The sequence below is a fragment of the Halomonas sp. MCCC 1A11062 genome (assembly GCF_021404355.1).
Taxonomy (GTDB): domain Bacteria; phylum Pseudomonadota; class Gammaproteobacteria; order Pseudomonadales; family Halomonadaceae; genus Halomonas; species Halomonas aerodenitrificans.
Map to the genome: position 1 here is coordinate 109,965 of NZ_JABFTW010000012.1, position 14,269 is coordinate 124,233.

Consider the following 14,269-nt stretch of genomic DNA (forward strand, 5'->3'; position numbering starts at 1 on the left):
CCTCTCGAGACGGGAATCGATAAAAGGCCCGGCGAGTCGCGTTCTCGCCGGGCCGAAAGCAAGCTAGTCGGACACAGAGTGCACTACCTTCAGAAGCTGACGCTGAGGCCCGCCGCCACGTTGTTGTCGGTGCGGTCGTAGCGGCCCGCTTCGAGGAAGCCGTAGACCTTGTCGTTGAAGTGGTGGCGCACGACACCCACCCAGGCGTCGTTGTCGAGATCGAAGTTGCGGTTGTTCTCGGCGTAGCCCAGAGAGACCGACCAGGCATCGCTCAGATTGGCCGAGACGTTCACGCCCCAGGCATCGAAGTCGGAAGCGGCACCGCTGTCCTCGCGGTCGTCGTTGTGCTCGTAGACCCCGCCCAACTGCACCATGCCGAAGTCGTAGCCGATGCCGAAGGAAGTGCGGTGCAGGTTGTCGATGCCCGGGCGGCGCACCTGGGTATGGCCGATGCCGAAGTTGAGCGGCCCTTGGTTATAGATCAGGCGCCCGGTATAGACATCGAAGTCCTGGTCATTCTGCGCATTGGTAGTGAGTACGGCACCAATGAACTGGAAGCCGCCACCAAATACCGGTGTGCCGTAGGAGAGCACGTCGCTGCCCTGCTCGGCCTGGCCGAAGATGGCGTTCTGCCCGGTCTGGGCATGGAAGCGGTTGTACTCGAAGGTGTCGATGTTGTTGTAGATCTGGTGCCAGAAGCCGGAGGGCACGCGGGGCTGGAAGCCGAAGCTACCGAAGTCGGTCAGCAGCAGCACGCGGGCGGTGCGGAGGTAGATCTCGCCGTCGTCCTGACGGTGGGCGCCCGGCGTCCAGGTCTGCTCGTCCACGGAGTTGATGGCATTGGCGAAGTCGGCCACCAGGTCGTAGCGGATGCGCAGGCTGGGATTGACGGTGTACACCCCACCTACGCCGGCCTCGGCCCGGAAGGCCCAGAGATCGAGGTCGCGGTCGCTTACGTCGAGTACGCCGCCGGTCACGTTGCCGGAGAAGGTGGGGCCGCTGTGGTGGGTGTCGGCCAGGGCCTGGCCGGAAACCGCAGCGGCCAGGGCGAAAGCGAGAGGCGTCAAGGTCAGTCGTTGGAGCGTTGTCATTGTGTGTTCCCATTGTGTGTCTTGTTGGCGAGCAGCGCGCTCAAACGCTGCACAACAATACTTTCCAACAAACAAATTGTTGTCAAACACAATGTTTATATCAACATATCGTCCGCATAACGAACAATATTGACGAATGGAAAAATACAATTCATACAAAGAGTTGCAGGGTTTTTCAGGGTGTGTATCGGCAATCGCTCACACGCTCTCCCTTGCTAAAGTCGAATGCCGTAGATGCTGAAACGAGGTGCTCGCTTACCAGAACGAGGAACGCCCCGGCTTCCAGGACGGGGCGTCAGACATGCAGCCGGTGTTGCTCTACAGGAGAGCTCAGCGGAATCGAGGCACGTGATATCGGCCTCAGCCGAGCTGCAGGACGCTCGGCGGCGGTGGCTCGCGATACAGCTCGTCGACGATGGCGGCCCGGTTATCGAGTACCGCACGCTGGTTGATCGAGCCCTTGTCGGTGATCTCATGGGCATCCAGCCGCGGCGGCTCGTCGAGCAGCACCAGCCGCCGCACCCGGGTGGAGCTGCCGGTGCTGTGAGCGTCCAGGTCGCGCAGCATCTGCCGGAAGCGCTCGCGCACCGGCTCGCTTGCCAGCACCGTGGCGGCATCGACCTCGCGGTCCAGCCCCGCCAGCTCGCGGCACTTCTCCAGATCCGGGAACACCATGACCGAGATATAGGGCTTGTCGATGCCGGCAATCACCACGTCCTTCACGTGGGGGGCACCGGCTTCGATGATGCGCGCCCGCAGTGGCCCGACGCTGACCCAGGTGCCCGTATCGAGCTTGAAGTCCTCGGAGATGCGACCGTCGAAGCGCATGCCGCGCTGGGGGTCGTCCGGGTCGATGAACTTGACCGCATCGCCCAGGCAGTAGAAACCCTCCTCGTCGAAGCTCTTGGCGGTGAGCTCCGGCTGGCGCCAGTAGCCCGGCATCACGCTGGGCCCCTTCACCCGGCACTCCAGCTTGCCGCTGTTGGGCACCAGCTTGATCGTCACACCGCGGGCCGGCAGGCCCACCACGCCCGACTTGGACTCCTCCAGCGAAGCGAACATGGCCGAGGGCGCAGTCTCGGTGGCGCCCAGCCCCGTGAGCATGCCCACCTTGCAGCCCAGGGTCTGGACGGCCAGCCGGTCGAGCTCGTCCCAGATGTGCTGGGAGAGCCCCGCGGCGGCGAAGAACATCAGATTGAGCCGCGAGAAGAAGGTCTCGCGCAGGGCATCCTCGCGCTTCAGGTAATCCACCAGGATCTCGAAGCCCTTGGGCACGTTGAAGTACACCGTGGGCGCGATCTCGCGCAGGTTGGCGATGGTTTTCTCGAACTCCCCCGGCACCGGGCGGCCGTCGTCGATATAGAGGCTGCCGCCGTTGTAGAGCACGATGCCGACGTTGTGGTTGCCGCCGAAGGTGTGGTTCCACGGCAGCCAGTCCACCAGCACCGGCGGCTCGTCGCGCATGAAGGGCATCAGCGACGCCAGCATCTCCTGGTTGGAACAGAGCATGCGGTGCGTATTGATCACCCCCTTGGGCATGCCGGTGGAACCCGAGGTGAACAGAAACTTGACGATGGTATCGGGAGTGACCGCCGCGCGGGCCGCCTCCACCGCCTCGGTGGGGGGCGTATCCAGCAGCGACTCGAAGGCATCGATGCCGGGAAAGCCGGTGGTATCCACCGCCACGCAACCGCAGTCGGCCGGCTGCACCGCCGCCAGCGCCGGCGCGAAATCCTTGGCCTTGTCGACCAGCAGCAGGCCGGGGGTCAGCAGCTCGACGATATGGCGCAGCTTGGCGTAGTCGCGGCTGACCAGCGAATAGGCCGGCGAGATGGGAGCGAACGGCACGCCCACGTACATGGCCGCCAGGGCCAGCAGCAGGTGCTCGATGGAGTTGCCGCTGAGGATGACCAGCGGCCGCTCGACGCTCAGCTCGTGATCGAGCAGCGCCTGGGCCAGGCAGCGCACGCGGCTCAGGGTGTCGGCATAGCTCAGGCGCTGCCACTCGCCACTTGCGTCGCGGCGCGCCACGAAGGTTCTCTCCGGCGCCTCGCGGGCCCAGCGCTCCAGACACTCGAGCAGCGTAGCGGGATAGTCGCCAAGAGGTTCCTCGATGCTGAGCAGTTGGGTGCCGTCATCGCGCGAGACCAGTCGGGCAGTGGCAGTGCCCAGGTGAACATCGCGAAAGGGGTGAAGCATGGGCGCTCCTGCTGTTGTGATCGTTGTCAGGGGTCGAAAGGGGCATTCGCTACCCTCGGCCTGGGAGCCTTGGTAACATGGGTCCAGTATTTTTTTAAATTGTTGGATAGTCAAACATTTAACCACCATAACATTATGCTTGGGAATGCCAGCAGCAGGCGAGGAAAACCAAAGAATATCAAAAAGATATGCGGCACATCGGGCGATGCCCATCACGCTTGGATACGACTAAAGTTGGTACCCAGGCAGCCCCGCCAGCTGCTATCCGATAGGCTATTCACTGCTCCGCCCGCGTGGCTCACCCTAGGTCAGGACCCACATATTCATGAGCAACGACGACCAGAACGGAATCGACTACTCCATGCTGCAATCCCGCCTCGGCTACAAGCTACGCCGGGCGCAGCTCGTCTACTTCGACGTCTTCTTCGAGGCCTGTGCGCAGGAGGGCATCACGCCCGGACTGTTCAGCATCCTCGCCATCATCTACCACAACCCTGGCTTGACCCAGTCGGCGGTTTCCACGGCCCTGAACGTGGACCGCTCCGCCATGGTGGCGGCCATCGACAAGCTGGAGAGCATGGAAGTGGTGGAGCGGCGCAAGTCGAAGAACGACCGCCGCTCCTATGCGCTCTACCTGACCGAAAAGGGCAAGGAGTTCACCGAGCGGCTCAACCGCAAGGTCTCGGCGGGCGAAGACCGCTTCGACAAGTTCATGAAAGAGGGCGAGCGCGAATGGCTGCTCGACCTGCTCGACCGTATCATCGATCACCGCAAGGGCAACTGAAGCCCGTCGCCGGAAAAGCATGGGGGCGGCAACAACCGCCCCCACGCAGTATGATCGAGCGCAGCCAGTTTTCGGGCGAGCCTAAATGGGATAGTGTCGTGGGCCCAATTGCACCGTAATCCAGCGCAGCTCGGTGAACTCCTCGATGCCCGCCTTGCCGCCGAAGCGCCCGTAACCGCTGGCCTTGGTGCCACCGAAAGGCATCTGCGGCTCGTCGTGTACCGTTGGCGCATTGATATGGCAGATGCCCGAGCGGATCTTGCCGGCCACCTTCATCGCCCGCGCCGTGTCGCGGCTGAACACCGCCGCCGAGAGGCCATACTCGCTGTCGTTGGCGATGCGAATCGCCTCCTCCTCGCCATCGACGCGGATCACCGCCACCACCGGCCCGAACGACTCCTCGCTGTAGAGACGCATGGCCGGGGTCACGCCATCCACCACCGTGGCCGGCATGATCACCCCGTCGGCCCGGCCGCCGGCGGCCAGGCGCGCACCGTGGCTCTCGGCATCGTCGAGCAGCGCATTGAGCTTCTGCCCCGACTCGGCGTTGATCAGGGTGCCCAGAGCGTTGCCCTCGCCGCGCGGATCGCCGACCTTGAGCGCCGCGGCGCGGGTGGCCAGCTTGTCGACGAAGGCATCGGCCACCGAGGCGTCGACGATCAGCCGCTCGGTGGACATGCAGATCTGTCCCTGGTTGAAGAAAGCACCGAAGATCGCCGCATCCACCGCGGCATCCAGATCGGCGTCGTCCAGCACCAGGAACGGCGCCTTGCCGCCCAGCTCCAGCAGCACCGGCTTGAGATGGTGTGCGGCCTTCTCGGCGATGATCCGCCCCACCCCGGTTGAGCCGGTGAAGTTGATGCGCGCCACCTCGGGGTGGGCGATCAACGTCTCGACGATCTGCGGGGCCTCGTGGGGCGCATTGGTGACCACGTTGACCACGCCCTCACCGAGGCCGGCCTCCACCAGCACCTCGCCGATCAGGTGGTGGGTCGCCGGGCACTGCTCCGAGGCCTTGAGGATCACCGTGTTGCCGCACGCCAGCGGTGTGGCCACGGCGCGGGTACCGAGGATGATCGGCGCGTTCCACGGCGCGATACCCACCACCACGCCGCAGGGCACGCGGATGCCCATGGCCAGGTTGTCGGGTACGTTGGAAGGGATCACGTCGCCCTGGATCTGGGTGGTCAGCGATGCCGCCTCGCGCAGCATGCCGGCAGCCACCATCACGTTGAAGCCGGCCCAGCCCGGCGTGGCGCCGGTCTCGTTCACCATGCGCTCGATGAACTCCGCCTGGCGCGCTTCCATCAGCTCCGCCGCCTTGAGCAGCTTGCCACGCCGCTCGCCGGGGCCCGTTTGCGACCAGGTCGCGAAGGCGCGGCCCGCGGCATCCGCCGCCGCCTTGGCATCCTCCACCGAAGCCGCCGCCGCCGTGGTCGCCACCTCACCGGTGAAAGGGTTGCGACGTTCGAACGTTCCTTCTCCAGAGGCAGCCTTGGCCTGGCCGCCGATCAGCAATCCGAGGGTCGTCATGGGTCACTCCGTTGCGTTGTTTTCAGCATTGCCCGCTTCTCATTCTCCCCGAAGCCAACGGCTGCATAAGGCAATATCAGCGGGATTACTTGGACTTTTCCCGTATCGGGTTGGGACTTTAGTCGCGCACTCAATCTGGTTCCACGGGGCACTCGTCACGCAGTTCGAGCGCCCGCTGGTAGACCTCGCGCGCATTGTCGATACCGCGCTGCTCGAGGCGAACCAGGTAGGCCTCCGTTCCCTCGTTGAGCGGACCCGACCACTCAGGATCGTTCAAGGGGTCTTCCACCGTGTTGATGGTGCCGCCCTGAGCCTCGGCCTCCTCGCGCCCCTCTCGATCCAGCCGCGCATACACCTCGCCGGCCCGACGGGTCCAGGCCATGCCGCTGACCTCGTCGATGGCAGCCTGCTGCTCCGGCGAAAGACGCTCGTAGCTCGCATGATTCATGACTGCCACCGCCACGCCGGTGTAGTAAGGCACCTCGAGATGATGATCGGCCAGCTCGTTGATGCCGAAGGTCTTCATCGCCTGCCAGGGGAAGCTCAGGCCATCCATCACGCCGCGCTGCAGCGAGGTGTAGATGTCCGGCGCCGGCATGCCCACGGGATTGGCCCCCAGACGCTCGAGGATCTCCCCGGCCACGTCGCTGGGACGACGGATGCGCAGGCCGCGCAGGTCATCGGGCGTCTCGATGGCATGGCCCCGGGTGTGCAGATAAGCGGGGCCGGTGGTGAACAGGTAGAGCACCTTCACGTCGTCGTACTCGTCGGCGATGTGACCCTCGTCGTACAGCGTCTGCAGAATGCAGCCACCCTGGGGAGCGCTGCCGGAAACCCCCGGCAGCTGGACGATCTCCGACAGCGGGAAGCGGCCAGCGGTATAGCCCTGCATGGTGATGGCAATATCCGAGATGCCATTCACCGTACCCTGGTAGGCCTGCTCGGAGCGACTCAGGGTCTGGGAGGGGTAGTTCTCGACGGTCAGCTCGCCGCCGGTGGCTTCCTCGACGTGCTTGGCCCAGGCCTCGAATATCTCCTTGTTGACGTCGGAGTTGGCCGGCCAGAAGTGGGACATGCGCAGAGTATCGGCGTGGGCGCTGACGACGATGCCCGCCGCACAGGCGGCGAGCAGGCTGCGGGAGATGGCGTGTTTCATGGTGTGTCCTCTCTTATCGTTGTAGTGGTGATGTGATGCGAGATCAGGAGGGCAGGGTCGGCACCTCGATCAGCAGCGGGCGATCCAGCGCAAAGCCTTCTTGCAGCGCTTGGACCAAAGCCTCGTGGGTATCGGCCAGACGTGCCTCGACTCCGTAGCCGCGGGCCAGGGCGCAGAAGTCGATGTCCGGCACGTCGAGCCCCGGGGCGTCGTCGACCTTCATATGCTGAGCGAAGCCGCGCAGGGCGCCGTAGGTACCGTTCTTGAGGATGATCAGCACCGCCGGAATGCGATACTGAGCGGCGCTCCACAGCGCGGTGATGGCGTAGCTGGCCGAGCCGTCGCCAATCACGCCGATGACCTGACGCCGGGGCTGGGCGAGCTGCACACCGAGCGCCGCCGGCAGGCCGAAACCGAGCCCGCCCGCGGCCGGGAAGAAGTAGCTGCCGGGCTCACGCATGCCTACGCGCTCCCAGAAAATCTCCACCGTCGAGGTCGACTCCTTGACGTAGATGGCGTCTTCCGGCGCTAGCGCATCCAGGGTGTCGAACACGTTGGCCGGGGCCAGGCGCCCCTCGCCGTCTTCCACTGCTGCCGGCCTGGGCAGCGTTTCGGGCATGGCCCGTGCGCTCTGTTCGATGCGCGGCAGCAGCGCTTCAAGTGTGGCGTGAACGTCGCCCACCAGGGCATTGCCCATGGGAGCACGAGCCGCCTCGTTGGCATCGCCGGTGACATGCACCAGGCCCGCCCCTTCGGGCAGATAACGCCCGGGTGCGTACTTGTGATAGCGGAACACCGGCGCACCGACCACCACGATCAGATCGTGCCCTTCCAGGTGGGCGGTAATGCCGGCAATGGCCGCCGGCAGCACGCCGCGGAAGCACGGGTGTCGATTGGGAAACGGACAGCGCGAGGCGGAAGGCGCTACCCAAACCGGCAGGCATAGTCGCTCGGCCAGCTCCACGGCCAGACCGTTGGCCTGGCGCGCATCGACCTCCGGCCCCAGTATCAGCACCGGGTTCTCGGCAGCATTGAGCCGCTGCGCCAGGCGCTTGAGCTGCTCTAATGATGGCACTCCGGCGTGGGCGATCTCGCGCTCTATGACCAGTGCCGCGTCATCACCCGCTTCGCGATCCCAGTCGTCGTGGGGGATCGAGACATAGACCGGCCCCCGTGGCGGCAGCGAGGCGCTATGAATGGCCTGGCTCAGCGCCCGGGGCACGTCTTCGGGGCAGGCCGGCTCGTAGCTCCACTTCACCAGCGGCTTCGGCAGTTGCGGGGCATCCACGTTGGCCAGCATCGACTCCACGCCGATCATCGAGCGCGCCTGCTGCCCGGCGGTGATCACCAGCGGCGAGTGGGAGTACCAGGCGTTTGTCAGCGCCCCCATGGCATTGCCGGTGCCCGCCGCGGCGTGCAGGTTGATGAACGCGGGTCGGCCGCTGGCCAGCGCATAGCCGTCAGCCATCCCCGCCACCACACCTTCGTGCAGCCCCAGCACATAGCGAAAATCCTCGGGAAAGCCCTTGAGAAAAGGCAGCTCATTGGAGCCAGGGTTGCCGAAAACGGTGGTGATTCCTTGATGACGCAGGAGCGAATAGGTGACAGCGTGAACGCTCGGCATGCTTGATTCCTTGTCCTTGTTCGGTGCGTGCCTTCACGCTAGTCGCGCCTGCTACAATCAAGCAAATCGATACTTTTTCTATCAAAAATAAAAGCCATCTATGTGATGAATCAGATCGACCTCAACCTCATGCGCACCTTCGTGCTGCTCTACGAGACCGGTAGCGTCACCCACACGGCCGAGCGTCTCTATGTCACCCAACCCTCGGTCAGCTATGCGCTGGCCCGGCTGCGCGAGCTCTTCGAGGACCGCCTGTTCGTGCGCACCCGCCAAGGCATGGAACCCACCATTGCCGCTCGCCAGCTCTACCCTGCCCTGCGCGACGCCCTGCAGCAGCTTCAGGATGCCATCGAGAGCAGCCGCGACTTCGAGCCCGCCACCTGCACGCGACGCTTCCGCCTGGCATTGACCGACCTGGGTGAAATGGCACTGCTGCCGAAGCTGATGCGCCGCCTGCACGAGCAGGCGCCCCAGGCCGAGCTGGAAGTGGTACCACTGGAGATCGAACACGCCGAGGAGTGGCTCGCCGCCGGCAGGGTCAACGCGCTGATCTGCAGCCGGCCGCTGACCGGTGCCGCGATTGCGCGCCACGTACTCTTGAGGGATCGCTACGTGTGCCTGCTCAACCAGGAACGCTTCGGAGAAGGCCCCCTGACGCGAGAGCGCTTTATCGCCGCCCGCCACGTCGCCGTCACCTCCTCCTCCGGGCACGGCCTTGCCGAAGAAGTGATGCGTCAGCACGACATCCAGCGCAAGGTGAGCCTGGAGATACCGCACTTCTCGGTGCTGCCGAAGGTGCTGCACGACAGCGACCTGGTCGCGATCATGCCGCTGCAGGTCGCCGCCAGCTTCACCGAAGAGACACCGCTGACCATCCACGAACTGCCCTTTCACGTGCCCGGGTTCGAGGTCGCGCTGCACTGGCAGGCACAGGCCAGCCGCTCCCCGTCACAGCGCTGGTTTTGCGAGAGCATTATTGAGGCGATTGGGGAGAGGGTGCGGGTGGGGTGAGGCAAGCTAATCCGCTGGATCGGGCCAACCGGATGCAACAATTGGTCTGATCGCGCGCTAAACCGTATGCTGACCCTCTGTGGATACGGAGCTTGGTATGGCTATATACGAGGAAGTGCTTCCATGGGCGGATAGGCTGCCGCCATGGCGTCAAGATGCTTTGCGACGCCTTTGTGTTCAGGGAGGCTGGACCGAAGCAGACCTGGACGAGATCCTTGATCTCGCTAAGCAGCACCACGGAATCAGCAGCGAGATCGAGCCTACTCCGCAGCCGATCCGGTTCACCGCAGACCATTTTCCTGCCGAGGCGAATCAGGACAGGACTGTCGCTCTCACGTCACTACATACGCTTCTTAACGTTGGAAAAATACCGAGCGACCAAATTCTGGAGTTCCAGCCACATGGGCTCACCATCGTGTACGGTGGTAACGGCACCGGTAAGTCTGGCTATGCGCGCGTGCTAAAGCAGGCGTGCCGAGCAAGGAGCCCAGGCACAGTCTACGCCAACGCCTATGACCCTGATTTTCAGAAGCTTACGCCGAGCGCCACCATCGACTTCGAAGTGGATGACACTTCCGAACAAGAGTTCTGGAGCGGTCAACGCAGCCATGTTCCGCGCACCGAACTGAGGGCCATCTCCGTCTTCGATGGCGACTGCGCGCGCCATTATCTTCAGGCACGGGAAGCGGCCAGCTTTCAGCCGATCGCCCTCACCTACCTCAAGCAGCTGGCTAACGGCATCAACCAGGCGCTACGCCCACGACTTGAGGCAGAAATCGCAGGGCTTGCTGTAGATGTTACACCTTTCAACATCATTCCCGCCGACACCGAGGCCGGCCAAGCAATTCATCCGATCAGCTCCACCATGAATTTGGAACAGGCGCGCGCACTAGGCACGCTTACTCAAGAGGAGCAAGCAGAACTAACGTGCTTACCTAAAGAGATCAACGAGGCAGACCCCACAGTCAAAGCAACACTTCTGGACAACGCCGCGACGAATGTCGAGAACCTTGCCAACAACATTACCGCTGCCGCAAATACTGTCTCCAATGACTCGATCGACGCCGCAAGGACGGCACATCAAAGGCTGTTGGAAGCCGAGACGGCCGAGAGTGCTGCATCTGCCTTTCTGCAGGCGGAAGATGCCGCACCGTTGCTTCCCGGAACTGGCCAAGGCGCTTGGGCGCTTCTATTCAACGCCGCCCGAGAATACTCGACTAGCATCGCGTATCCTGGACAAGCCTTTCCGGTCACCGACAATGGTGCGGTATGTCTGCTTTGTCAGCAGGAGTTGACGCCAGAAGCGAAAGATCGCTTGCACCGCTTCGATCGCTATGTCCGGGACACAGCGGCCGAAGCCGCTCAGGCCGCGCGCAACGCCTGGCAACAGATCGTAAGAGACGTCGGCCAAGCGACCGTCACCTTCACCGTTTCTCAAGTCATGTCGGATAGCTTGGGTGGTCGCATAGCGACGCTGCCGGACGACATTCGGACCTTCCGGGAAGACTTGGTCTCCCGCCTTCAGTGGCTCAGAACCGCCATTGAGACTGGGGAATGGCAGAACAGACCAGCGTATCGCAGCGCGAATCCGACTGCTTCGATCCAGCAAATCGCGAATATCTTACGCGCCGAGGCGGCCGCATTGCGCGCCAACCTCAATGCGGAAGCACTTACGGCCAAACGACTTCGCCTGAAGGAGTTGGAAGCTCGGAGACTACTTTCTGAGCATATTGAGAGCATTGCTCAGGTGGTCGATAATCTCGCCCACAAAGCGAAGCTTCAGAGCTGCCTTGCAGATATCGGCAACTCCCGCCCAATTAGCTTATTTGCAGGCCAACTCGCCAAGAAGTACGTCAGTGAAGCGCTGGCCAGCAGGATGAATGAAGAACTTAGGAAGCTGGATCTTTACCACATTCGAGCCGGAATCAGTTCCACTGGTGATGCAGGGTCGGTACGACTTGGAATCCTGCTCCATGCAAGTCAGCTCGATCCGCATCTCGTGCTAAGTGAGGCAGAGCAACGCATATGCTCGCTCGCGTACTTCTTTGCAGAACTCCACCAGTCGGGCTCTTCTTCCGGGATTGTACTTGACGACCCGGTTTCGAGCCTTGACCACAACCACCGGACCGCCGTCGCGCGACGGATCATTGAGGAGGCCGCCAACCGACAAGTCATTGTTTTCACACACGATGCGGTCTTCTTTGGAGAGCTGATCACGCTTGGCACAGACGCTCAGCTAACACCAAACGTAAAATCAATAAGTTACCGTGCAGAAGGACCTGGCTACATTGATGCCGGATTGCCTTATGACATGCGCAAGCACCGTGATCGCATTACACAACATCGTGCCGACCATCAGCGAATTGCAGAAAACTTTATCAATCCACCTGGGGATGAGGAGCGACTCGCTATCCGAAATGCCTATGATGATCTTCGCGTCACGATAGAGGTAGGAATTGAGGATACAGTCCTCAATGAAACGGTAGTGCGTTTTCGCGACGGCATCTCGGTCGGCCGGCTCAATGGCGTTATGATCGTGCAGGAAGCAGAGTACCGCGAAGTACAGCGCTTACATGATAGATGTTGTCGCAATGTACGTGCTCATTCCCATGCAGCTGGCCAGCAGCGAGCTGTCACGCAACCAGACGAGCTTCTGCAGGACATCGAAGCCGTTAATACTTTGTTCCAGACTATCCGAAGGCGCAGGGGGTGAGCCGTCCCACCTTCCATGGCCACTACTGAATGGTAGCTACCGCTTCTGTTTCACGGAAGGAGCGGTAACCATACCCAGGCTGGCACGAACCGCATGCTCAAGCGGCGTGAGGTGCCAACGCTGGTCAGGAAGCTGGTAGTGATGCCCTGCCCCGGCCCTCATAACCCGCAGAAGCCTTTATACCACCAATCACCGATTGCAGCGATGAAAGAATGGCAGGTCCAAAAATCAGAGCTATTTGCCAAACGGGTAGTTACTCACCCGAGACCGATACCTTTCGCTTAAGCGATGCCGGAGTTGTCTGCTCCATCTTAAGTGTCAACTTCCAAAGCGACGAAACATTGGCATATCCGACACGGTATGCAATTTCATCTAGCGTGAGACTACCGGTAGCCAGCAAGCGATGGGCATGACGCATACGGACTGTATTGATAAGCACTTGAGGGCTTGATCCTGTTGCTTTAACGATGCGCCTAGCCAAGGTTCGATGGGTTAGATTTAAAATTTTTGCTGCCTCAGCGATCGTAGGCACATCCGGCAAGCTAGTTTCAATCAGCGTTTCGAAACGGGAAGTCACGTCGTCTTCACCCGACCGTAAGTGGTCCCATACCCTGTAGCGGGCTTGAGTGGGACGGCAGTCAATTAGAAAATATTTCATTGCCATATCGGCAATATTACGCCCCACCTGCTTACGGATTAGGTAAAGCATGAGGTCCATCTGCGCCATAGCAGCACCGGCGCTGATGACGTTCTTGTCATCAATAAGCATCTGTCGGGTGTCGACTTTCACCTTAGGAAAGTGTCTCTGGAAGAATCCGCCGAGTCTCCAGTGGGTTGTTACTGTTCGGCTATCGAGAATGCCAGCCTGAGCCAATAGCAAAACACCAGAGCAAGACGCAGCGACCGCACCTCCAGCATCATGATGGGCACGTGCCAGCTTTGCGAACACATGTGCATCTGCCAAAAGCAGTCTTTGCCAAATATTAGAATCACGGAAGCGATCCACTATATCGGCTTCGGCGTTGAGTGCTGGATGATCCAGCCCAATGCCTGGAATCACCAATATCGCATTCGAGAAGTTCCTCACTTCTTCGAGAGGCAGAGCAGGCAGAGTCATGCCCGCTGAAAGCGCTACCTGTCTCTGAGTAGAAAACACTCCCCACGTGAGCGGTGGCTTCCCTTGAGCGCATGCACAGCGGCTTGCCACCGTCAAAACATCCAGCGTAGCGCCAACGCTGGCAGCAAGAGCCCCTTTCGGTACGGCGATTGCGAATTGCATAAGCAGTGTCCTAAATGGAATCTATTTTGTCATTTTAGACAATTGCTGAGACTGCGCAAGCCCACGTAGCTTGGCACTAGGTTGCTGACAAAGGACATCGTTATGGAGCTTAGACACCTGCGCTGTTTCCTGGCTGTGGCTAATGAATTGCACTTCACACGAGCCGCAGAGAAGCTACACATAGACCAATCTCCTCTTTCGAGGACGATCAAGGAGCTTGAGGAAGACGTTGGTGCACAACTTTTCACTCGTACGACGCGTAGCACGCGCTTGACGCCAGCTGGCGCCTCGTTGCTTCAGCAGGCCCCGCGGGTTTTTTTACTTTTGGAGCAGGCACGCGACGGGATACGTGCCGCAGCGGCAGGTTGCGATGGAAGGTTGCGTATTGCGCTGTCGGATGGGATTTCTACACCTAGGCTCGCTTCGTTGGTCGCTCTGACTCGTCTGGAAGAGCCTGACCTGGGAATCCATTTTGACGAGGTATCGCTTGCTCATCAGGTCAAGGGCTTAAGCGATGATCTTTACGATTGCGGACTTTGCCAAAGTAGCGACCGTAACCATGGATTGCGTACTGAGCTGGCATGGACAGAGCCATTGCATGTAGCTATGCCTGTTGATCATCCGTTACTAGCCTACGAACAGATTCGTGCCGAAGATGTGTTGAGGTACCCGCTTCTGCTAGGGCATGCAGAAAGCTGCGCAGGCTACAACGCTCAAATTGAAAAGCTTTTTCTACAGAACTCTCTGGGACTACCTCTACGAGTTATCGTCAAATCTGGTGGATGGCGATCAGGCCGCATTCCTGTCTGATTGATCAACCACTTGCTCCCCGTCCTGGAACTTGACGTTGCTGACGACCAGTTCCAGCTTCTGGAAGTG

General features: G+C 61.2%; 10 protein-coding genes. 4 read left to right on the forward strand and 6 right to left on the reverse strand.

The features are described 5' to 3' along the window. Window positions 1-89 precede the first annotated feature (89 nt). Both HOP58_RS14385 and HOP58_RS14390 read right to left on the reverse strand, forming a co-directional pair. Window positions 90-1,091: a porin gene (locus tag HOP58_RS14385; RefSeq protein WP_234260687.1), complete on the reverse strand. Its 1,002-nt coding sequence runs from the start codon at window positions 1,089-1,091 to the stop codon at window positions 90-92. A gap of 360 nt (window positions 1,092-1,451) precedes the next feature. Continuing rightward, the gene (locus HOP58_RS14390; protein ID WP_234260688.1) at window positions 1,452-3,290 is read right to left on the reverse strand and encodes a feruloyl-CoA synthase; all 1,839 of its coding nucleotides are present in this window, start codon (window positions 3,288-3,290) and stop codon (window positions 1,452-1,454) included. 325 nt (window positions 3,291-3,615) lie between these two features. Between HOP58_RS14390 and HOP58_RS14395 the strand changes: the two genes are divergently transcribed. After that, window positions 3,616-4,074, forward strand: coding sequence for a MarR family transcriptional regulator (locus HOP58_RS14395; RefSeq protein ID WP_010627531.1), 459 nt, complete (start codon window positions 3,616-3,618; stop codon window positions 4,072-4,074). Between the two features lie 81 nt (window positions 4,075-4,155). On the opposite strand, the gene HOP58_RS14400 is transcribed toward HOP58_RS14395, so the two are convergent. The 3 genes from HOP58_RS14400 to mdlC form a co-directional block, all read right to left on the reverse strand. Then, on the reverse strand, window positions 4,156-5,607 hold the full coding sequence (locus tag HOP58_RS14400; RefSeq protein WP_103969793.1) for an aldehyde dehydrogenase: 1,452 nt from the start codon (window positions 5,605-5,607) through the stop codon (window positions 4,156-4,158). A 130-nt stretch (window positions 5,608-5,737) separates the two neighbouring features. Continuing rightward, entirely contained in the window at window positions 5,738-6,763 is a 1,026-nt protein-coding gene (locus tag HOP58_RS14405; RefSeq protein WP_234260689.1) for a TRAP transporter substrate-binding protein, read from the reverse strand. Window positions 6,764-6,806: 43 nt separating this feature from the next. Next, window positions 6,807-8,387 carry a benzoylformate decarboxylase gene (gene mdlC / locus HOP58_RS14410; protein WP_234260690.1) on the reverse strand — a complete coding sequence of 527 codons (1,581 nt, stop codon included), beginning with the start codon at window positions 8,385-8,387 and terminating at the stop codon, window positions 6,807-6,809. A 105-nt stretch (window positions 8,388-8,492) separates the two neighbouring features. On the opposite strand from mdlC, the gene HOP58_RS14415 reads away from it, so the two are divergent. Both HOP58_RS14415 and HOP58_RS14420 read left to right on the forward strand, forming a co-directional pair. After that, window positions 8,493-9,398, forward strand: a complete 906-nt coding sequence (locus HOP58_RS14415; protein ID WP_234260691.1) for a LysR family transcriptional regulator — start codon at window positions 8,493-8,495, stop codon at window positions 9,396-9,398. 97 nt (window positions 9,399-9,495) lie between these two features. After that, a complete protein-coding gene (locus tag HOP58_RS14420) occupies window positions 9,496-12,111 on the forward strand; it encodes an AAA family ATPase (RefSeq protein ID WP_234260692.1) in 2,616 nt (871 codons plus the stop codon). 253 nt (window positions 12,112-12,364) lie between these two features. Here the strand turns inward: HOP58_RS14420 and HOP58_RS14425 are convergent, their stop codons facing one another. Beyond that, entirely contained in the window at window positions 12,365-13,390 is a 1,026-nt protein-coding gene (locus HOP58_RS14425; protein ID WP_234260693.1) for a helix-turn-helix domain-containing protein, read from the reverse strand. A 102-nt stretch (window positions 13,391-13,492) separates the two neighbouring features. Between HOP58_RS14425 and HOP58_RS14430 the strand changes: the two genes are divergently transcribed. Then, window positions 13,493-14,200 (forward strand): LysR family transcriptional regulator, encoded by a 708-nt coding sequence (locus HOP58_RS14430; RefSeq protein ID WP_234260694.1) that lies wholly within the window; start codon window positions 13,493-13,495, stop codon window positions 14,198-14,200. Window positions 14,201-14,269 lie beyond the last annotated feature (69 nt).

What these genes read in the sequence shown, in the direction of transcription:
- HOP58_RS14390 (WP_234260688.1), bottom strand. Translation starts at nt 3,290, where the DNA reads ATGCTTCACCCCTTTCGCGATGTTCACCTGGGCACTGCCACTGCCCGA.
- HOP58_RS14420 (WP_234260692.1), top strand. Translation starts at nt 9,496, where the DNA reads ATGGCTATATACGAGGAAGTGCTTCCATGGGCGGATAGGCTGCCGCCA.
- mdlC (WP_234260690.1), bottom strand. Translation starts at nt 8,387, where the DNA reads ATGCCGAGCGTTCACGCTGTCACCTATTCGCTCCTGCGTCATCAAGGA.
- HOP58_RS14385 (WP_234260687.1), bottom strand. Translation starts at nt 1,091, where the DNA reads ATGACAACGCTCCAACGACTGACCTTGACGCCTCTCGCTTTCGCCCTG.
- HOP58_RS14405 (WP_234260689.1), bottom strand. Translation starts at nt 6,763, where the DNA reads ATGAAACACGCCATCTCCCGCAGCCTGCTCGCCGCCTGTGCGGCGGGC.
- HOP58_RS14395 (WP_010627531.1), top strand. Translation starts at nt 3,616, where the DNA reads ATGAGCAACGACGACCAGAACGGAATCGACTACTCCATGCTGCAATCC.
- HOP58_RS14400 (WP_103969793.1), bottom strand. Translation starts at nt 5,607, where the DNA reads ATGACGACCCTCGGATTGCTGATCGGCGGCCAGGCCAAGGCTGCCTCT.
- HOP58_RS14430 (WP_234260694.1), top strand. Translation starts at nt 13,493, where the DNA reads ATGGAGCTTAGACACCTGCGCTGTTTCCTGGCTGTGGCTAATGAATTG.
- HOP58_RS14415 (WP_234260691.1), top strand. Translation starts at nt 8,493, where the DNA reads ATGAATCAGATCGACCTCAACCTCATGCGCACCTTCGTGCTGCTCTAC.
- HOP58_RS14425 (WP_234260693.1), bottom strand. Translation starts at nt 13,390, where the DNA reads ATGCAATTCGCAATCGCCGTACCGAAAGGGGCTCTTGCTGCCAGCGTT.